Origin of the sequence: Vibrio sp. TBV020 (assembly GCF_046056895.1) — a bacterium.
Classification (GTDB): Bacteria; Pseudomonadota; Gammaproteobacteria; order Enterobacterales; family Vibrionaceae; genus Vibrio.
Genome location: NZ_JBEEAQ010000001.1, coordinates 71873 through 93497 on the forward strand (window position 1 = coordinate 71873; position 21625 = coordinate 93497).

The 21625-nt window shown below is 42.5% G+C and carries 15 protein-coding genes; 9 read left to right on the forward strand and 6 right to left on the reverse strand.

The genetic code is table 11. From position 1 onward, the window contains the following. Positions 1 to 37 precede the first annotated feature (37 nt). On the forward strand, positions 38 to 640 hold the full coding sequence (locus AAFX28_RS00295) for a beta-phosphoglucomutase family hydrolase (RefSeq protein ID WP_408684589.1): 603 nt from the start codon (positions 38 to 40) through the stop codon (positions 638 to 640). A gap of 40 nt (positions 641 to 680) precedes the next feature. Here the strand turns inward: AAFX28_RS00295 and AAFX28_RS00300 are convergent, their stop codons facing one another. Together AAFX28_RS00300 and AAFX28_RS00305 are read right to left on the reverse strand one after the other, a co-directional pair. Next, positions 681 to 1985: an inosine/guanosine kinase gene (locus tag AAFX28_RS00300; protein WP_408684591.1), complete on the reverse strand. Its 1305-nt coding sequence runs from the start codon at positions 1983 to 1985 to the stop codon at positions 681 to 683. Positions 1986 to 2096: 111 nt separating this feature from the next. Continuing rightward, positions 2097 to 2567, reverse strand: a complete 471-nt coding sequence (locus AAFX28_RS00305; protein WP_408684593.1) for a CreA family protein — start codon at positions 2565 to 2567, stop codon at positions 2097 to 2099. 164 nt (positions 2568 to 2731) lie between these two features. Here AAFX28_RS00305 and AAFX28_RS00310 point away from each other — a divergent pair, with 164 nt between their 5' ends. From AAFX28_RS00310 to AAFX28_RS00325, 4 genes are all read left to right on the forward strand, one after another. Next, complete coding sequence (locus AAFX28_RS00310) at positions 2732 to 3238, forward strand: flavodoxin (RefSeq protein WP_408684595.1); 507 nt, start codon at positions 2732 to 2734, stop codon at positions 3236 to 3238. Between the two features lie 138 nt (positions 3239 to 3376). Further along, entirely contained in the window at positions 3377 to 4030 is a 654-nt protein-coding gene (locus AAFX28_RS00315) for an HAD-IA family hydrolase (RefSeq protein ID WP_408684597.1), read from the forward strand. A 440-nt stretch (positions 4031 to 4470) separates the two neighbouring features. After that, the gene (locus AAFX28_RS00320) at positions 4471 to 5568 is read left to right on the forward strand and encodes an efflux RND transporter periplasmic adaptor subunit (RefSeq protein WP_408684598.1); all 1098 of its coding nucleotides are present in this window, start codon (positions 4471 to 4473) and stop codon (positions 5566 to 5568) included. A gap of 11 nt (positions 5569 to 5579) precedes the next feature. After that, complete coding sequence (locus tag AAFX28_RS00325; protein WP_408684600.1) at positions 5580 to 8639, forward strand: efflux RND transporter permease subunit; 3060 nt, start codon at positions 5580 to 5582, stop codon at positions 8637 to 8639. 61 nt (positions 8640 to 8700) lie between these two features. On the opposite strand, the gene AAFX28_RS00330 is transcribed toward AAFX28_RS00325, so the two are convergent. Both AAFX28_RS00330 and torT read right to left on the reverse strand, forming a co-directional pair. Beyond that, positions 8701 to 9156 (reverse strand): methylglyoxal synthase, encoded by a 456-nt coding sequence (locus tag AAFX28_RS00330; RefSeq protein ID WP_134834727.1) that lies wholly within the window; start codon positions 9154 to 9156, stop codon positions 8701 to 8703. A gap of 12 nt (positions 9157 to 9168) precedes the next feature. Further along, complete coding sequence (gene torT, locus AAFX28_RS00335; protein WP_408684602.1) at positions 9169 to 10179, reverse strand: TMAO reductase system periplasmic protein TorT; 1011 nt, start codon at positions 10177 to 10179, stop codon at positions 9169 to 9171. Between the two features lie 80 nt (positions 10180 to 10259). Between torT and torS the strand changes: the two genes are divergently transcribed. Together torS and AAFX28_RS00345 are read left to right on the forward strand one after the other, a co-directional pair. Beyond that, on the forward strand, positions 10260 to 13139 hold the full coding sequence (torS, locus tag AAFX28_RS00340; protein WP_408684604.1) for a TMAO reductase system sensor histidine kinase/response regulator TorS: 2880 nt from the start codon (positions 10260 to 10262) through the stop codon (positions 13137 to 13139). A gap of 9 nt (positions 13140 to 13148) precedes the next feature. Further along, entirely contained in the window at positions 13149 to 13676 is a 528-nt protein-coding gene (locus AAFX28_RS00345; RefSeq protein WP_408684606.1) for a GNAT family N-acetyltransferase, read from the forward strand. A 95-nt stretch (positions 13677 to 13771) separates the two neighbouring features. Here AAFX28_RS00345 and AAFX28_RS00350 read toward each other — a convergent pair whose 3' ends face one another. Beyond that, complete coding sequence (locus AAFX28_RS00350; protein ID WP_408684608.1) at positions 13772 to 14920, reverse strand: iron-containing alcohol dehydrogenase; 1149 nt, start codon at positions 14918 to 14920, stop codon at positions 13772 to 13774. A gap of 131 nt (positions 14921 to 15051) precedes the next feature. Here AAFX28_RS00350 and AAFX28_RS00355 point away from each other — a divergent pair, with 131 nt between their 5' ends. Together AAFX28_RS00355 and AAFX28_RS00360 are read left to right on the forward strand one after the other, a co-directional pair. After that, the gene (locus AAFX28_RS00355) at positions 15052 to 15933 is read left to right on the forward strand and encodes an AraC family transcriptional regulator N-terminal domain-containing protein (RefSeq protein ID WP_408684610.1); all 882 of its coding nucleotides are present in this window, start codon (positions 15052 to 15054) and stop codon (positions 15931 to 15933) included. Positions 15934 to 16339: 406 nt separating this feature from the next. Further along, on the forward strand, positions 16340 to 19492 hold the full coding sequence (locus tag AAFX28_RS00360; RefSeq protein WP_408684612.1) for a chitinase C-terminal domain-containing protein: 3153 nt from the start codon (positions 16340 to 16342) through the stop codon (positions 19490 to 19492). A 54-nt stretch (positions 19493 to 19546) separates the two neighbouring features. Here the strand turns inward: AAFX28_RS00360 and AAFX28_RS00365 are convergent, their stop codons facing one another. Continuing rightward, positions 19547 to 21448: a GGDEF domain-containing protein gene (locus tag AAFX28_RS00365; protein ID WP_408684613.1), complete on the reverse strand. Its 1902-nt coding sequence runs from the start codon at positions 21446 to 21448 to the stop codon at positions 19547 to 19549. Positions 21449 to 21625 lie beyond the last annotated feature (177 nt).

Genomic DNA, 21625 nt, shown 5'->3' on the forward strand with positions numbered 1-21625 from the left:
CAGCATTTCTAGTCAAGCCACCGTGGAAAAGACCTACATGTTTAAAATTTTAGAAAAATATCAAGGTATTATCTTTGATATGGACGGAACACTTATCGATACCATGCCTGCACACCTTATTGCTTGGAAGAAAACTGCAGAACATTTTGGGTTTCCATTTACTCAAGAGTGGCTACATAGTTTGGGTGGAATGCCTAGCTATAAAATTGCCGCAGAAGTGAACTCTAAGTTTGGATTGAATTTGGAGCCATTTGAAGTTTCGCGTTTTAAAATGGATGCATTTGCAGCATTAGAAGAGCATGGTGAAAAAATTGAGTGTACCAATGAAGTACTCAACCACTACTATGGTCATAAAAAACTGGCGGTAGGTACGGGGAGTCAGCGCGAAAGTGCTATGCGTTTATTGACCAATGCAGGCCTGATTGAACGACTAGACGCAGTGATAACTGCAACCGATGTAGAAAACCACAAACCGAATCCGGACACTTTTCTTAAAGCGGCACAACTAATAGATATCCTCCCGGAAAACTGCGTCGTATTTGAAGACACCGAACTGGGATTAAAGGCAGCACATGCGGCGAGAATGGATTGTATTTTGGTCGATCAGGGTGGGTTAAAGTATTACCCTTGTAGTCGTTAATAGATGTAAAAAAGCCGCTATATCCATAGCGGCTTTGTAATTATCTATCCCAGTACGCTTCTTCAAGGCTATCTTCACGTTCAGGAAGAGCGCGAGCCAGACGAGGAGAATGCTGAGTTAAGACCTCATAACTAACGCGGTTGGCGTATTTACAAATCTGCGATAGTGATGAATAAGTAAGGTACGGCTGATCATGCTTAGATGAGTTAGGTACATTCATTTGGTGATGGCTATTTGCTGCCATATCATGAAGTAATGCAGAGAGTGCCGCATCGCCAGCGCCATTTGTATTCTTAATCTCTAGTGGACCGCCAAGATAAGGCCCAATGTGAGAGTAGACTTTTACGGGTTTAGCACAGTCAGAACGACGCATTGCACGGCTAAATTCATATTTGTTGAATTCAGGAATGTTACCCGGTAACAATGGCAACTCAGTCTCTCGCTGTACAGACTCATCTGTATAACCTGCCATGTATAGACCAACAGGGCCTGCAGTACAAAGAACAACATCAACCCATTCTAGTGCTTTATCTGCTGCAAGTAGCGGATCTTTCTCACCAGTAAGAGCTTCACCTTCTTCCTCGTTCATTGCGACGATAGAGATGTTTTCTTTGATGTAATCTTGCCACCACTTCGCGTTACCTTCGATAACCCACTTAGTACCAAGCGTTAACACAACAGGAACGTTCTTCTCTTTCGCAATTTCGATAGCGCGAGCAACCGCTTGTGGCATAGGATCTTCAGGCTTACCACGCATCAAGTAAGAAGAAACGACAAGCGCAGAAGCTTTATCGAACACTTCTTCAGGAATGCTATCTGGACGAAGCTTGTTCATATGCCCTTCGTTAATGGCAAAGGTGCGCTCACCATTTTCAGAAATCAACGTGTAGCAACGACCAATAGAACCTTCGACCATTTGTAGGTGGTTTAAGTTCATGCGTGATGATGTGCGACATAGATAGCGGTAGGCAAAAGAACCAACTTCGATGTTACGCGACATAACGCCAAGCAATACTGATTTGCTGTCTGCAAGTACAGAGTAGTTATGAAGCGTATTACCGATCGTATCACCTGGGTATTGGTGTGTGATTAATTCACGTTCAACCAACTCTTCATAAAGAGCATCCGCTTGGCTTTCTTCTAAAACTAATGAGTGTCCCTTACTCAGTTCGTATTTTTCGAGGAACTCGTCGTCTACGCGCGCTTCGATATCAACAATAGTCTGACCAACACCGACCACAATAGGGCGAAATAGCTTTGGTGTTTGCTTCATTTGATTGATGAGTGGATCACGAGCGTGAGTTGGAAAGTAGTGCTTAGATTTGCGCTGTCCGGGAAACTTCATGTTAAAAGTGGAGTTGGAAATTTTCCCGCATAATATCACATATGTGAAAGATTGCTTTCATATTTATTACATAAAAAAGGGGCAAAACTAACTGTTTGCCCCTTAAATAACCTATTTTTCGCCTTGGTAAGCGCCATACGCTTTTGTACCCCAAAGTGGCACTGTAGAGAGGCTGTGCTTAAAGCTACCTGAAGTCTCTTTCGTTGAATATGACAAATACATCAACGTTTGGTTTTCAACATCTAGAATACGGCGAATTTTCATACTCTTGAAGAAGATACTTTTTGATTTCTTGAAGACCACTTCGCCATCGTTAGATTTATCGATCTGCGCAATCATCTCAGGCGTAATTTCACCTGTTTGACGGCATGAAATAGAGCTATCACTTGGGTCAGCAAGACTGAAATCAGCCTCAATAGAAGCAACATGACAGGTAACACCAGTCACAACTGGATCCTGCATGTGGTTGAGTTTGATGTCTTTCATTGTGAATAGACCAAGACTAACGTCACCAACTTCTCCACTATCACATGCGGTCAACCCTAGGGTTAGCAAACCCGCCACTGCTAATTTTTTAATCATGGTACTAATCCTTAGCTAAGAATATTTAGAATAACCTAAAACATCAGTAGCATATCAGCTTTCGCCTCTGTCTGCTGAATAACTCTTTAAAAGACTTGAGGCCTCAATGTGTTATCGAGTAAGCTTCAATCACTTATAGTACAAAAACAGGTTTAACCCTAACGATGTTGATTCCGAAAATTGCCGAAGTGAAAAATTCGTGGCTCTATCAGCAAGTTGATGTGCAGTTTCCGACAAAGGAAAGCCTCAAGGGGTTAGACTTGTATAAACAAGCTGTCGCTACTCGGCAGTACGCCCCATTTAATGACACAAATAAAGCGGACCTAGCGTTCGATACAGATGATATTTTTCTAGTTGATTTCCATCGGCTGACTGTCATGTTTGCGCTCATTCAGTCGTCTCAGTGGACGAATGAAGTCGATCAAGAAATGATCGTCGAGTTTCTTACCCAGATCATCTACTCAGAACCATGCTCTCTATATTTAGGGTTTAGCTCAGGTGAGCCTGTTGCCGCAGCTATAGTAACTCAGCATGAAGAAACACTACTTATCTCAGACGTCGCCATTAAAAATAGTGAGCAACTTACATCACCTGATGATTTTGCCCAATCACTACTCGTTAAGCTACGACCTCAGTTAACAAGTGATATAGAGATTATTATTGAAAAATAACGTCACTATGAAAAAGGGTGATGTACTCTAAAGTTCTGAACTTAATTGCTAATATAACTAATAAACTGTTAAGTCCATCATTTTAATTGCCATGTTTTTTTCTATTATTTCTTAAAGCGAAATAAGAAGGTAATTTCAATGACAAAGACAAAAGCTCAATGTGTAATCTTTGATTGTGACGGCACACTCGTTGATAGTGAGAAACTTTGCTGCCAGGCATTGTGCGAAACCTTTAATCGCTTTGGTGCTACGCTTTCAATGGAAGAAGCGGTAAGTCACTTTGAAGGTGGGAAGCTAGCGGACATATTAGCGTCAACCAAACACCGACTTGGTATCAATGTCTCTATTGATAAGTTGGAGCCCGTTTATCGCAACATTCTTGATTCTCTTTTTGAACGCCAGCTACAACCTATGGACGGTGTGTTTGAAACCTTGCAGTTTCTGACAGAGTCGGGGGTAGAGTACTGTGTCGCTTCTAATGGTCCTAGCGACAAGATTGAAAAGTGTTTAGAGCTAACGGGTCTGTTGCCATTTTTCAAAGGCAAGATTTTCTCTGCATTTGATACCAACAGCTGGAAACCTGAACCTGACTTGATTCTTTATAGTGCAATGAATATGGGGTTTAAGCTCCAAGAGTGCATCTATATTGATGACACTCCGAAAGGCTTAGAGGCAGGGGTGAGAGCTGGGGTTAAGACGATTCATCTAGCGGGACTTAACAATAAAAGCCACTCACTCGAATTAACCAAAATAAAAAACCTCAGAGAATTAGAAGCGGTATTAGATTCTTAATGCATTGATAACAATAACGCAGAGCTTACCTTGTTACACGCAGAGATGTGAGGAACACAGGGCTGCGTTATAACTACAGATTTAATATCTTCAAAGAAAGAACCACACTCAGCACAAAGTAATTTGTCGTTACTAGACAATAAATATTCTTCGCTACCGCACAATGGACAGCAGAGCACATCATGCTCGGTATGTTCTGATTTCATAAATATTCTCCTAGCAGCGAAAGTGACTTTTACTTCTTTTTTATTATGTTGACAGGTTAGCGAGATACCTGACTGGTTACAATTCTATTTTAGTCTAATTCACCTTCTCAACGCCTATCCCGAGGATGAATTACAAAACTTTGAGAAGCAATTCATATAATCCGTTTTACAAGAACTTTAAAAAAACACCGTTTTGTATATAATGGTATGAAATGCCATAAAGAGATCTCTGCTGTGAAACGTTTTATTATACTGCCTTTGTTATTTTTCTTAACAGCGTGTGGCGATCGAACCAACAACGAATCTGTCGAATCTGAACTTCCCATCAAAAGCGTAAAGTTTGTTGAGGCGCAATTCGAAAACCATCAGCAGTCGCGTGAGTTTGGTGGTGAAGTCAAAAGTGCAACAACTTCACCACTTAGCTTCAAAGTTAGTGGGACGGTTGAAGTCATCCATGTAAAGAAAGGGCAGCGAGTAGAGAAGGGTGAACTCATTGCTGAACTTGATAAAGAAGACTTTAAGCTTGCTCTAGATAAAGCTAACGCTGCATTGGGTTCAGCAAACGCAGCCCATTTTCAAGCAAAAGATCAGTACGAGAGAGCGAGTAAACTGAAGGACAAAGGTTTCGTATCAGACTCTGAGCTTCTTACTATCAAAGCGGATCTCGATGCTAAAGCCCAGCAAGTAAATGTCGCTATGACGGACGTGAATAATGCTGCGTTAAATCTTGCTCGTGCTACTTTATATGCGCCGTTTTCTGGTCAAGTAAGTGCGGTCTTCCTTGACGAGTTTACCAAAACCAGTTCTGGTACAACCATCGTAGAGTTAATCAATTCAAATGCTTACCAAGTAGATTTCTTAGTGCCTGAATCACTCATCCAAGAAGTAGACTTTGGAGAACAAATTAATGTTTCTATACCGGCATTAAACGGACTAGTGCTTTCAAGTTCAGTGAGTGAGATTGGTGCTGTGGTTGAAAAAGGAAACGCATACAGTGTCACGCTAATGCTAGATAGTGCAGACAAACTACTTCGTAACGGCATGACTGCAAATGTCGAATTCAAAGTGGGTCAAAAGCACGAACAAGTGGTTCTATTACCGCTTACTGCATTTAACTTTAGTGATTATGACGCACGTAATGAGCAAGAAAATGCGGCTATTTTCATTGTAAATGACGAACTGATGATTGAAAAACGGTATGTCCAAGTAAGACGTAACATAAACAGCGAAGTGGTGGTTTTAAGCAACCTTAATGAAGGCGAGAAAGTTGTTGTAGCTGGAGTCCCATACCTGTACGAAGGGCAAAAAGTGGCTCTTTGGGCTGGTATTTAAGGAATCGACTTATGCATAAGCTTACTCAGTTAGCGTTAAATTATCATCGCTTTACACAAGTCTTCCTAATCATGTTGGTCTTTATAGGCTACAAGACTTTTATGGGGGCTCCGAGTAAAGAAGACCCAGAGATTCTCATTCGCAATGCTGTCGTGGTTGCACAGTTCCCTGGTATGTCGCCAGAGCGTATTGAAAATTTCATTACTAAGCCATTAGAGCGCGAAATTAAACAGATCCCAGAAGTAACGGATATCAAGTCGTTCTCGCGAACGGGCATGACACAGATAAATGTGACAGTTGATGATCGCTATTTCGATTTGCAGCCAATTTGGGACAACTTAAGAAATCGAATGGACGCTATGCGCTCTCAACTACCTGAAGGTACACAGGGCCCTTTTGTTAATGATGAGTTTGGACAAGTATATTCGGCAACGATTGCTCTTTATGGGGAAGGTTTTAGCCAGAACGAGCTTAATAAAGTAGCTGAAAAAATCCAAGACAGGCTAAATAGTTCACCGTCGGTATCACAAGTAGAACTCTACGGTGTTAACGAAGAGCGAATCTGGATAAAGGCGAAACCTGACGCATTAGAAAACGAAAAGTTCCAGTTCAAACAAGTTGTTCAAACTTTACAAGCGCGTAATGTGGTTTTACCTGGTGGAGTGATCGAAGCTGGTACGTTAGAAGTTGAGATTGAGCCAACTGGTAACTTCCAGTCAGTAGAAGATATCCTCAACCTAGACCTTTACATTCGTGAACTTGGAAACACGGTATTTCTACGTGATCTAGCTGAAGTGTATCGAGGTTATGAAGAGCCATTTAACACCCCAGTTTACTTTAACAACAACCGAGCAGTCATTATTGCTGCTGCAATGGTTGATGGAGCACAGAGTGACCAATTTGGCGCAGAGATAGAAAGCTTTTTGTCAGTCGAACAAGGCCGCTTACCTGTCGGTATGAACCTTGAGCTCGCAACGTTTCAACCTGAAAAAGTGGATGTAGCAGTAAGCTCAGCAACGAGTAACTTATTGCAGACTATCGCTGTTGTACTTGCCGTAGTCATGGTTTTCTTAGGGCTACGAATGGGCTTAATCGTCGGCAGCATCGTCCCTTTAACTATCTTGATGACCGTTATCGGTATGACTCTTTGGGGAGTAGAGCTGCAACGAATGTCGATTGCTGCGATCATTATCGCGCTCGGTTTATTAGTCGATAACGGGATCGTAATCGCTGAATTCATAAAGAGAAAAATATCAGAAGGTGTTGAGCGTAAAGAAGCTGCGATTAGTGCATCAAAGACTATGGCTCTTCCTTTGTTGACATCCTCTTTAACAACGATCCTCGCATTTATGCCATTGTTACTTGCACAGGACGTTACTGGCGAATATTTACGTTCGCTTTCTCAAGTGATCACAATTTCATTGCTGAGTTCTTGGTTCTTATGCTTATTTGCAACACCGGTAATGTGTGTATGGTTTATGAGCGACAAAGCGCCAACTACTAAAAAACCAAAAGAAACACGCTTTCATTCTGGTTACCGACAGGCCATTTCGACCATACTTAACTTTCGCTTGAGCTTCGTGGTTGTTGTACTGGCGACATTCGCGCTAGCTATCTATGGCTTTAAATACGTCACGGTTCAGTTTATGCCTGGTTCTGAACGTAATCAGTACTTAGTATTTGTTGACTTGCCTGCGGGAACAAAAGTCAGTGAGACAGAAGCGGTAACAGGTCGACTTAACAGCTGGCTGTTAGATAAAAATGAAAACCCTGACGTAACAAGCACAGTCGCGTACGTTGGAGATGGCGGACCACGATTCTTCTTAGCGTTATCACCAATCGATCGACAGCCGAATCGTTCATTTATTGTCGTCAATACTAGTGATTCAGATAGCGCGCTAAAAATGGTTGAAAAGACCAACCAATTCTTCATTACCGATCTACCCGAAGCCAGTGGTCAAGCGAAGCAAATGTGGCTTGGCGGAACAGAACTTGGATTGGTTGAGTATCAAGTCGTTGGCGAAGACATCCAAACGCTGCAGCATATCGCAGGACAGATTGAGAAAGAACTTCGTCAAATCCCTGGAGCTGTCGGGGTTCGAAATGACTGGGAAAACAATGTTCCAAAACTCGTAGTTAATATTGATCAAGCACTTGCTCTCAGAGCTGGTGTATCGAGCAGAGACATTGCACAAAGCTTGGACAGCTACTTACGAGGGCGTGAAATTACGAGTTTTAGAAACGATGAAGACGTTATTCCAGTTATCGTCAGTGGTGGAGACGAAGACAAGAAAATCGAACAACTGTTTTCAGCTCAAATCGTATCGAGCGGTACTGGAGCGTCACTACCACTAATACAATTTGCGAAGATTGAAGCCCATAGCGAGCCCTCTGTAATCCGACGCTTCAACTTAGAGCGAACAGTTACAATCAGCGTTAAGCACGACACGTTGCAGGCGAGCGAATTGAACAAACTGGTTCAGCCAGCTATCGCAGATATCAATTTACCAACGGGATATAAAATCTTACTAGGTGGTGAATTAAAAGGGGCGAGCAAAGCAAATGGCGCATTGTTTGGATACCTTCCACAATGTTTTGCCGTGATGGTGCTGCTCTTGTTACTTCAGTTTAACTCTATTCGTAGACCTGCGATCATTCTAATGACCATCCCATTATCATTAATCGGGGCGTCTGCGGGGCTGTTGATTATGAATGCGTATTTTACTTTCCCAGCTATGTTAGGCATCTTCAGTTTAGCCGGTATTATCATTAACAATGGTATTGTACTGATTGACTGTATTGAACAAGAAAGAGAAGCGGGGCTTTCTGTTAAGCAAGCGATTATCGAAGCGTGCGTGACTCGATTTAGACCTATCGTTATGACGACACTAACCACGATACTTGGGCTAATTCCATTGGCGATTTCCGGTGGTGAGTTCTGGTATTCGATGGCTATAGTAATGATTTTTGGTATGGCAGTAGGTACTGTGTTGACGTTAGGAGTCGTACCAGTGTTATACAGTTTATTCTTTAGGGATAAACAACGAAATCTGGCAGCTCAAACAGCATAATGGTTGTTTGATAGTTAGAAAAAAGCCTGCGTTTTAGCAGGCTTTTCTTTGTTTGTTCGAGTTAAGTCCTGTTTGCTAAATAGGCTTCGTAGTCAGGAATCTCGATATCCACTTTCTGTTCAATCAATTCTGACTCAATAATAAATTTAGCTGTAGCTCGGTTGGTCGCCACTGGAATATTCCAAACACTCGCGATACGTAGTAGCGCTTTTACATCTGGGTCATGTGGTACAGCATTAAGTGGGTCCCAGAAGAAGATAAGCACATCAATTTTTCCTTCAGAAATCAATGCACCAAGTTGTTGATCGCCGCCCATTGGGCCACTGATCATGCTTTTAATCGCTAGGCCGGTTTCTTTACTTAGCATAGAGCCAGTCGTGCCAGTAGCGTAAAGGAAGTGGCCTTGAAGTTTCTCTTTGTTTTCTTTAACCCAGCGGAGCAGCTCAGGCTTGCAGTTATCGTGTGCAACTAAAGCGATGTGTTTGTTTTCCGGTAGAGTACGAGTCGTTTTTTCCATTAGACTTCCCAATTATTTGTTTTCTTTATAGACGTAAAAAGTAGGGCGATATTCTGAAGGTGATAATGATTGCTCAATCACCTTTGAATTTAATTTGTTTGGCGTAAGGGGCTCAATGATTGGAGCTTGTACTTTGTCATACTGCTCGCCACGTAAGTAGCTTACGGCTTGTTGAATAGATAGGCGTCCTTGAAGAACCATTTTGTCGGTAGGTGCAAATTCGACGCGATTACGTAACAAACCGCGATAAACACCATGACTAAGATAAGTTGAAACTAAGCCAATTTGGTCCGTTTTGCCTGCGCTGCGTAGTTCGCTGATAGCGGCTTCAATAGCAACCGCGCTACCGACGATATAATCAACCTTAGGGTTGTCGATAGCAGCTTGCACCAAGTTACGCTGTAACTCTTTGTCATTATCTGCCCACAGAGTATCGATAATATCTATATCACTGTTTTCAATAGCAGAGTAAAAGCCTTTTATCACTGGCTTCGTACCACCACTAGAGTTAGGGCCGGGCAAAAGTACAACATTAGCAACACCAGAACCTTTCGGGTGTTTAGATTTAAGATATTCCCCCGTGTAGTAACCCATCCAATACCAATCGACACCAACTTCCCCCTTAAGGTTGGTGCTATTCTCATCATCAAAAATCAGCTTATTAACGTTGGCAAAAATCGGCGTACTACCCACATACTGACGCAGAGAATTATAAAAAAGATCCGGAGCAACAGTACCGACAATGATGGCATCAGCATTCCAGCGCACACAAAGGGATAAATGTTCTCTCTGCTTCTCTAAATTTAGATAACCGCCAGCTTCAAGGACTCGCAGATCGACGTTTTGTTTTTTAGCTTCATCGATCATTCCATAGTTTACAGACAGCCAGTATGAATCTTTAAGGTGAGGGTAGATCGCACAGACCCTAAGCGGATCATTAGCGTATGCTTGGCTTGCAAAAGCAACCAGTAGCAGTGCGCTTAACGTTGTGGCTCGCTTTTTAATCGCGGAGATCAAAGACATGCAGTATTTCATTGGTAAAGGCTGAATAAACACTGCAAAATATACCGCATTCTAGATGACTAAAGAAGTGAAGATTCATCGTGTTACTCGCTAAAGCCAGTATTGGGCGTAAATTGCTGTTTGCCTTCTTAGCTATGGCCTTACTGGTTTTGATTTCAGCTCTTATCGGTGTATTCGGTTTTAGTTTTGTCGCTAAAACTGAACGCAACGTAGTTAACTCAGCCATACCTTCAATGATCGAAGCTAGGCAAGTTTCTGTACTCAGCTCTCGCATTATTTCCTCTGTTCAGGTCCTTTCTAACGCAAAGACAGAGCAGGAACGACAGCAAGCAGGGAAAGAGCTGTTCTCTCAGTTAGAATCTTTGTTAACTCACATTAAACAACTGGGCTCTGACTCCTTTGATTCTAGCTTGTTAACAAAGCTAGAAACGGATTTACAGATCGTTATCGATACACTTGCCAAACTAGGGATTACTGTCGAAAAGCGCTTGTTCCTTGATAAGGAACTAATGGTTCGTACTGAGGAACTAAGAAAACTAGCGCAAGAATTAGAGCAGCTTACACGAACGCAAGTATCGAACACGTCTACAATTGCCGTCGCTAATGTAACGCACATATACGACCTTTTGGATAAACAAAAGACTCAACAAGCCTATAAAGCGCTCGACACTTTAGTGGAAGTCGACCTCGACTTATCAGAACGTCTTCATGAGCTTCACTTACTTGCCTTTAAGCTACTCAATCACATTGAAGAAACGCGTACCATCTCAAATATCGATCGAATAAAAACTATTCGTCAGGAATTTGTAAACAACTTATCGATAATGAAAAGGCGAGTACAAGCAGTAGAAGACCCAACTCGTTCTGTGCAAATGGTCGATTTACTAAAGCAACTAGAAGACAGAGAAGTGGTTTTCGACGTATTGCTACAGCGCTATGAAAATGAAGGCTTAGCGCAGCAATTAATGCAAAACACGCTGGATCAATTTTCAACACTGAACACCACAGTAAACAAACTAGTCGATGAATCCAATTCCGCAACCACCGTTGCTGTTTCTGAGCTTAAAACTACACTCGATTATGCACAATTAACCCTAACCATTATAACCGTTCTAGGTATGGTTATTGTGGTGTTGATCGTTTGGAAAGTGGTCTATGTTTCAGTGCTTAAGCGCTTGGCAGAATACTCGTCTGCGCTATTGTCTATCGCTAAAGGTCAATTACAGGTAGATGTCACTGTTAAAGGTAATGACGAGCTAGCCCATATGGGGCAGGCGATCATTACTGCACGAAATACTGCGCATGCTTTAAAAGTGGTGGCAGAAAGTGAAGCGAAAGCAAAGCGGGAATTACAAGAACACAAAGAACATTTGGAAGAACTTGTCACCGAACGTACGCATCAACTTCAAGAGGCAAACGTACGCCTCAACGAAGAAGTAGAAAACCATGCAAGAGCGCGTGCTCAAGCAGAGCAAGCAAGCCGAGCGAAGTCAGCATTCCTTGCAACCATGAGTCATGAAATTCGAACTCCTATGAATGGCGTATTGGGGACAGCACGACTGCTCAAAGATGCAGGGCTTGATAGTAAACAAGGATACTACGTCGATGTCATCAACCGTAGTGGGACAACGCTACTCGCGATTTTAAATGATGTCCTTGATTACTCTAAAATTGAAGCAGGGCATTTAGAGATCCGCCCGGTTGATTTTAACTTGTATTCAATGGTGGACGATACTAAACATTTACTAGATGGTCGCGCTAAAGAAAAATCTCTCCAGCTAGATTGCATTATCGAAAGTGATGTCGGTAAGTTTTGGCATGGCGATGTGACTCGAATTAGCCAAGTATTAAATAACTTGGTAGGTAACGCGATTAAGTTTACCGACCAAGGCCATGTCGACATTTATGTTTCTCTCGATCCAGATTTCGAAGGCAATGTTCTCTTCGAAGTCTCCGACACCGGAGTTGGCATCAGCGAAGAAGAACAAGTCACGTTGTTTGATGCCTTCACTCAAGCGTCGGGAGGGCTAAGCTCGAAAGGGGGCACTGGGCTTGGTTTAGCAATAAGTAAACGTATCGTTGAAGCGATGAATGGCGACTTATTGGTAGACTCAAGCGTGGGCGAAGGCAGTCGTTTTTGGTTCTCAATTCCTCTCGCTTTAGGTCAAGAAGTCGAAGAGACAGAGGGCATCTCTGAATGTAGAGTTAAAGCTAAAGTTCTACTGATAGAAGATAACCCAGTGAACTGTATGGTTGCAGAAGGCTTCCTCGAAAGCATGGGACACAAGACCTTTACCGCGATTGACGGTAAGCAGGCGAGAGAACTGTTTAGAGATCAACGTTTTGACATCGTACTGATGGATATAAACTTACCCGACTGTGACGGCGTAGAACTTATTGCCGACTTGAAACAAGTTGAAAACGATTTGAACCATGCACCCACACCTATAATTGCTGTATCCGCTCATGTGTACAATGAAGAAGTACAGAGTTACATTTCCGCTGGCTTTGATGGTTACTTACCTAAACCTTTGGATAAAGATGCACTATGTGTAATGGTCCAGAACAGCCTAGAGGGGCACGACCTTATACTTGAGCAAACTGAGTGTGTAATGGAAAGCGATGATATGGAAGAAAGACTGGTCATAGATAGCAAAATTATTAATGCTGATATGGAAGTGCTGGGCAAAGACAAAATGCGCGACATCTGCCACTTGTTTAATCAGGGTGCTGATGAGATTCTTAACTTATTAGAAAATTCACAAGATAATAGTGGTGTAAAACAGCTCGCTCATAAATTAAAGGGCTCAGCGGGCAGTTTGGGTTTAAATGCGTTGTTTGATATGTGCTTAACTATCGAAAAAGATCCTAGCCCACATCAATGCTATATCAGTCACCAACAGACGCTTACGCAGCTTGTAGAAGAGTCAAAACAAGCTTTAAAAGAACTGCTAGATTAGAGAGCTTAAATGTATTTCATTGAAACTAAACAATTGACCATGTCCCAAATTAAAGAAACCGACTGGGCTCTATTTGAACGTCTCAATCAAGATGATGAAGTTATCCGCTATGCTTTTGACAAGCCGTCTGTAGAAGAGATACGTGAACGTTTTGATTCACGATTACCGCAATGGTCTTGGCCAAGCTCGCACTGGTTATGTTTAGTTATTCGTGAAAAATCGAGCCAAAAGGCAATAGGTGTGACCGGATTGTGTATCTCTGAAGATAATGAACAACATGTCGAAGTCGGTTACCTGCTACTTCCAGAGTTTCATGGAAAAGGCTATGGCACGGAATCGTTGATTGGGTTAATTGACTATATGACGGGGAATTTCCCTATTGATACGGTTAACGCAATTGTAACCGATGGCAATATTGCTTCATGCAAGGTGCTAGAAAAGGCTGGATTTAATCTCGCTGAAAGAGAAAAAGATGCCTATGTAATTGGCGGTCGTTACTACGACGATCTCATCTATCGCTATCATGTTAAGGAATGACAATCTTAAGCATAAGAAAGCGGCTTGTAATGTAACCGGTGACGAAAAAAAAAAGCAGCTAACCGCTGCTTTTTTAGATTAGTCACTAGAGATGCTTAAGCAATAGCAGCCGATAAGATATTGCGGCTTTGCGTTAGGTCGATCGCTTGGCTCTCACCAAGAGCTACCATTCCGTGTTGTTCTAGTTGAGCGACTACTGCGTCAATAGCCTCATCTTTAGAACTTTCGTATTCGCTGAATTGTGTGCTTACACCTAGAGACTGATAGAACGCTTCAATTGCGCTGATTGTCTCTTCAGCTAGGTTTTCAGAATCGCTTAGGCCAAATACGTTTCTACCCATTTGCTCTAGTTTAGCTTTCTTCGCAATCATCTGATTACGAAGTAATGATGGTTGAACAATCGCAAGTGAACGTGCGTGGTCAACACCCCAAAGTGCTGTGAATTCGTGCCCGATCATGTGCGTTGCCCAGTCATGAGGAACACCCGAGCCAATCAAGCCATTTAATGCTTGGTTGGCATTCCACATTAGGTTTGCACGCCATACATCGTTATCACGCTGTTCGAACTCTTCGCCCAATTGCTTTAGGTTCTTAAGTAGTGCTTCAGCATAGCCATCTTGAACCATAGCGCCATGAGTGTTCGTCAAATATTGCTCACATACGTGTACCCACGCATCAACAATACCATTGATAAGTTGACGTTCTGGCAGAGTTTTCATTACGTCAGGATCCATTACAGCAAACTTTGGTTGAACATGTGGTGTCATGAACGGAAGTTTGTCGTGCGTCTCCGCTTTAGTAATCACTGCGCCCATATTTGACTCAGAACCCGTTGCCGGAAGCGTTAATATCGCGCCAAGTGGTACTGCCGACTCAACAGCATGTTTACCTACCATGATGTCCCAACCATCACCGTCATAATGCGATGCCGCTGCAACATATTTAGAACCATCGATAACAGAACCACCACCAACGGCTAAGATAAAATCAACGCCTTGCTCTTTAACCATTGCGACAGCTTTATCTAGCGTCTCTTTTGTTGGGTTTGGCTCAACGCCAGAGAATTCAACCCATTCGAAGCCTTCAAGAGCTTCAACGACTTGGTCATAGACACCATTACGCTTAATAGAGCCGCCACCGTAGATAACGATAACTTTACTGTCGTGTGGAATAATAGATTTAATGCTTTGGATTTGACCTTGGCCAAATTGGATTTGAGTAGGGTTTACGTATGTAAATTGCATAGTTTGCCTCTAGCGTTCATGTTGTTACATGTTTTTGTTGTTGTATGCATAATAATATTGACTTTGATACTGATAAAGGTCAAATTCTCCAATAATATTGCCTATTCCTACAATTCTCATGAGAGGACTGAATGTCTTTAGCTCAATTAATGCAACAGTATGTCGACTACAAAAAGCTACATGACTTAGAAGGAATCGCCGAGACAGACATTGAAGGTGTTTACTTCTATCGAAGCAGTCAAGGAAACAGCCGTCAGCCCTTCGTTTATCAATCAGGCGTAATTGTATTAGGTCAAGGACACAAAAACATTTATTTGGGTAATACCCCCGTAAAATATGGACCTGACCAATACTTGGTCGTGGGTGTTCCCATGCCTCTTGAGTGTGAATCATTTGTCGAAAACGGTGAACCTTTGCTTGGGTTAAGTCTCAGTATAGATTCTCAAGTTCTCCATCGCTTGGTGAATAAATTGGAAACCCTTAATTGCTATAAACCAATTGATGATAGAAATAGGGGGGCAGGCTTAAAGTCTGTGACAATGGATGATGGAATGCTCGACGTATGTAAAAGGTTAATCAAAGCCTTGTGTTGTCCTATTGATAGAAAAATATTGGGCGAGAGCTTAATGGAAGAACTTGCTTATCGAGCACTCATGAGCAGTGAAGGACATGTTTTATTCGATCTCGCTCGTCACGACGGACACTATGCGCGGGTTGCGAAAGCCTTAGACTATCTGCACAAGAATTATCATGAAAGTGTCACAGTTCAAGACCTGGCTCAGCAAGCTAATATGAGTATTTCAGCGTTTCACCAAGCATTCAGAGATGTCACGTTGGAAACACCAATTCAGTACATCAAAAAAGTCCGTTTGAACAAGGCTCGCGAGTTGATTCAGTTAGAAGGCATTAAAGTGGGCGTTGCAGCAAGGAAAGTGGGGTACAGCAGTACGTCGCAATTTTCACGAGAATATAAGCGCCACTTTAACCAAACACCGACAGCGATAGATGCTTGATTTGAATTAATTAACTCAGATGCGTTAAAAGAGGAAATTGCATTTTACAAATTTGCAGTGTTTTTACAGCCTTGTTTGAGTAATACTATAGACAGAAAGAGAATTATTCTCGCAACCCCCTATAGGAGATCTAGTCAATCTTCTACTAAAAGCCTCTTCATTAGATTAATGAAGAGGCTTATTTTTTATCAGCTGAAATAAATCAAAATTTAGTTATTGATACAAAATAAGTATGTTGATGTTACAAAGTAGACATCGGGAATTGCGAGTTAATTTGAAGTATAACTATTTTGAACGTGTATTTTATTGGCTCTAATCTAAGGTTATTTCACGTAATGATTTAAGTTTGTGGCGAAATGTTCGTCACTTTTTATACGTGTAAACAATAACTTAAGGATAGAGCGATATGCACTTATCAAAAAGGAATGCGGTAAAGAGCGTTTTTACGCTGAGTACTCTTAGCGCATCGTGTTTGATGGCTTTTAATAGCTACGCTGCTGTTGACTGCACCACATTAAACAGTTGGGATTCAACAGCCATCTACAATACTGGTGATCAGGTTGAACATCTTGGACAGGGTTATCAAGCTAACTATTGGACCCAAGGCAATGACCCAGTTCAAACAGCAGGAGAATGGGGCCATTGGAAAGAGTTAGGAAGCTGTGATGCGTCGGGAGGTAACGAACTTCCTACTGCATCTATTACCTCGCCAACATCTACCGACAATATTGTTGAAGGTGATGTCATTACTCTATCAGCGGATGCCGTTGATTCAGATGGTTCAATTAGTAAGGTCGAGTTTAAGTTAAATGGTGCCGTTATCGCCGAAAGCTTAACGTCGCCTTATTCCGCCATTTGGACTGCGACTGCGGGTAATCATCAAATTACGGCGGTTGCTTACGATGACAAAGGGGCTCAAAGTACTGATAGTAACGTGAGCATCGTTGTTACCTCTGCAAATCCTGACAATGTCGCCCCGTCTATTGAGATGACACTATCCTCTGCAAGCGTCGAGTTAGGAAGTGTTGTTACTCTTTCAGCGACAGCTAGCGACACAGACGGCACGGTTGATAAAGTAGATTTCTATGTAGCGGGCTCTCTCGTAGGAACAGTTTCAACTTCACCATACACGTTAGAATACACGACAACGCAATCAGGTAATCTTTCCGTATACGCAAAAGCAACGGACAACCTTGGGGCAACGACCAACTCAGCCTCTTCATCACTGCAAGTCAATAGCGCTCCAACCGTAGCTACATGTCGACCAGATGGACTGTACCAAACTGAGGGAGTAAACGTTCCTTACTGTACGACCTATGACGAAGAAGGTCGTGAATTAATGGGCGCAGATCACCCTCGACGTGTGATTGGTTACTTCACAAGTTGGCGAGCAGGTGATGACCCTCAAGCTGCATACCTTGTAAAAGACATCCCTTGGGAGCAATTGACGCACATTAATTATGCTTTTGTTGGTATAGGCTCTGACGGGAAAGTAAACCTAGGTGATGTTAACGACCCTAATAACGCGGCCACGGGTAAAGAATGGGCTGGGGTAGATATTGATCCTACTTTGGGCTTCAAAGGGCACTTTGGCGCACTAGCCACATACAAAGAACGATATGGCGTTAAAACTCTCATCTCGATTGGTGGTTGGGCAGAAACAGGTGGCCACTTCGGCGCTGATGGTAACCGTGTTGCCGATGGTGGTTTTTATACTATGACTACCAACGCTGATGGCTCTATTAACCATGCCGGTATTGAAAAGTTCGCCACATCCGCTGTTGAAATGATGCGTACCTATAAGTTCGATGGTCTCGATATCGACTATGAGTATCCGACATCTATGGCTGGAGCAGGTAATCCATACGACAAAGCATTCATGGAACCGCGTCGTCCTTATTTATGGGCCTCTTACCAAGAGTTGATGAAAGTATTACGTGAAAAACTTGATGCCGCATCTGCTCAAGACGGCATACATTACATGTTAACTATCGCGGCTCCTTCATCTGGTTATCTACTGCGTGGTATGGAAACCTTTGATGTGACCAAATACCTAGATTACGTAAACATTATGTCGTATGACCTTCACGGAGCTTGGAACGACCACGTGGGTCATAACGCTGCGTTGTTTGATACTGGTGAAGATTCTGAACTTGCACAATGGAATGTTTACGGCACAGCAGCATATGGTGGCATTGGTTACTTAAACACCGACTGGGCATATCATTACTTCAGAGGTTCAATGCCTGCGGGTCGAATTAATATTGGTGTTCCTTACTATACCCGTGGTTGGCAAGGCGTTACTGGTGGTACTAATGGTTTATGGGGAAGAGCAGCGCTACCTAACCAATCTCAATGTCCAGAAGGCACTGGAGAAGGGGAGAAAAACAATTGTGGTAATGGTGCCGTTGGTATCGACAACATGTGGCACGATACGGACCCGAAAGGCAACGAAATGGGAGCGGGTTCAGGTCCAATGTGGCACGCGAAGAACCTAGAAAATGGTATTTGGGGTACATACACTGACGCTTATAAGCTCGATCCTGTGAATGATCCTACAGATCAATTGGTAGGAACATACGAGCGTAACTACGACAGTGTTGCAGTAGCTCCATGGCTATGGAATGCAGAGAAAGGTGTGTTCTTATCAACTGAAGATGAAGCTTCTGTAAACGTAAAAGCGGACTACGTGATTGATAAAGAAATCGGCGGTATCATGTTCTGGGAACTCGCGGGTGACTACAACTGTTACGAGTTAGACGCTAACGGACAGCGTGGTGCTATCGATGTAACTGAACAAGCATGTAAATCTGGTAATGGTGAATACCACATGGGTAACACTATGACTAAAGCCATTTACGACAAGTTCAAGTCAGCGACACCTTACGGTAATAAGATTGCTACGGGAGCGATACCAGCTGAAGCGGTTGATATTTCGGTGTCAATTGGTGGGTTCAAAGTAGGAGACCAAAACTACCCAATCAACCCGAAAGTAACGTTTACAAACAATACAGGCCAAGCAATTCCGGGTGGTACTGAGTTCCAGTTTGATATTCCAGTCTCTGCACCGGATAACGCTAAAGACCAATCTGGTGGTGGTCTCGCTGTAATTGCTTCGGGTCATACACGTGCAAACAACATTGGTGGTTTAGACGGAACAATGCACCGCGTGGCATTTAGCTTGCCTGCATGGAAAGAACTTCCTGCTGGTGGTACCTATGAGCTAGACATGGTTTACTACCTACCAATCTCTGGTCCTGCAAACTACACCGTAAACATTAATGGGGTAGACTATGCGTTTAAGTTTGAACAACCAGACTTACCTCTGGCTGACTTAACGACTGGTAACGGTGGTGACACTGGCGGTAGCAATGGCGGTGATACCGGTGGAAACACAGGTTCAGGCACGGTTACTCCTTGGGAACCTGGTTCAACACAAGCGCAAAATGGCGAAACATACAGCTTCAATGGAAAATGTTTTGTTGCTAAAAACAATCCTGGGACTTGGGAGTCTCCAACACAATCAAACTGGTTCTGGGATGAGGTGACCTGCCCTTAAAACTGGCAATTATTATAAGGCCTTGGTGATATCCAAGGCCTTATATTTATAACATCATGCTATTGAGTGGCTCTCACTCACCGATAGAACTGAAACTTGATTCCGTCCCAGCGACTTGGATTCATAAAGTGCGATATCTGCGCGTTTATACGATTCTTCTTGTACTTCACAAATCTCGGTGACACCTACGCTGACCGTTATATTCAATTCGCTTTCTAGGTTTACTGCAATTCTGATCCGGTTTAGAACCATTTCAGCTTCACGTAAATCTGTATGGGGCATTATCAGAGCAAATTCTTCTCCGCCTATACGAGCAACAAGGTCTGTCTCTCTTAATTGTTTGGTTAATGAGTCTGCGACTTCTTTGATTACAACATCACCTTGATCATGCCCATATTGATCGTTAACTCGTTTAAAGTGGTCGATATCTATTAAGGCAAGTGTCGACACTTCTTGGTTTTTATAACGTTTTGCACGCGCCGAATGAGCTTGGATTTCAGAATCAAACTTCCTGCGATTCCAAAGAGAAGTAAGTGGGTCTTTTTCACTAAGTTCTCGAAGGCGGTTTTCAAGTTCCTTGCGATGAGAAATATCAACAAATGAAGCAACGTAAAACTGAATCGTCCCTCGGTTATCTTTGACCGTTTGGATACGAAGAATCTCGGTTATTTGAGACCCATCTTTACGCTTATTTACGACTTCACCTTCCCAAAGACCGTCTTTTTCTAAATGCTTCCACATATTAATGTAGAAGTCTTGAGAGTGCTTACCTGATGCGAAAAGGGAAGGCGGCTGACCTTTAACATCGTCGAGTTCAAAGCCACTAACACGGGTAAACTCCTCATTTACTTGAATAATGCGGTTATTTCTATCGGTAATAACCATTGCCGACATACCATTCATTGCAGCACGAGCAATTTTGCTATCTAAGCTATTTTTCTCGTGGTTATAATTCCAAGTTACGAATGTAAAAGTGAGGAGTACCAAAATAATCAGTATAAATATCGCCTGTTGATGAAGGGACATTCTCGCATCTTCACCAAATGCTCTGGCAGCAGAAAAGTCGGTTTTAAGGAACATAATCACGGTACTTATTTGGTCGCCACCACCGATTTGAGTTTTTGTGTAAGAGAACCAACCGTTTTGCTCTTTAACTGTTCCAGAATCGGCAAGCTGAATACTGCGCCAAAGTAATGGGTACTGTTTAGCAAGGTTGCTGTCTGCGTTTTTCCGTACCAAATTACCCATAATATCGTTGCCATTAGGGGTCATTAGGTAATAACCCTCTTGGGAAACAACATGAGGTAAATTGGTGATGTGTTTCTTATAGGCAAGGTTCTTATAAATTCTGACAAGGTCGAGGTTTGCAACAAAGTAACCAAGCCTTTGACCGTTGAATGAAATAGGGTAGATCACTCGATAAGCTGGAACCAATGGAGACACTAATTCGCCATTCTCACGCTCAAGATCAATGCCAAATGTTCCAACATCCCTATCTCCAAGCGTTTTGGCATATTCAAAGTAATCTCGCCCACTTTTATTTTGTAAATGCTCTTTGTCGACAAGCTCGATGAAGTTCTGTCCGCTGTTTACCCGGACAATCTCCATACCACTATTGTCGATAAATCTAAGTTGCGAGTAATACCCTTGTGTTCGAGCGATGAGTAACCAGAAGTCCTGTAATGCTTCGGTATTCGGTTTTGTCGGATTAGTTACCGCTTGTATTAGAATGTTATTGTGAGAAAGGTAACGTAAAGATTCTGACATCTTTTGTAGGGACGCTTGTAGCTCGACCTTCGCGTATTCAAGCTTATTGCGATTGAGTTGCTCTATATGCAGTTCTGTTTTGACTGAAATGAGGCTGTACTGATTGTAAAAGTACAAAAACGGAACAAACGCCAGTACACTGAACACAGCTATGGATTGAAGTATAAATTTGGAACTGCGTTGTCGCATTTGGCTCAATTAAATTTCAAATTAGTCAGTAGTACACCTACTATACCTAGGTTTTTCGCTATTTACTGTGAGCCTTGTTGAGTATATGCGTATTTAGTACGCCATGTCTTAAAAGAATGCCATACCAATTATTGCTTTAGACGAAAAAAGCACCTTAAAAAAGGTGCTTTAAATTAC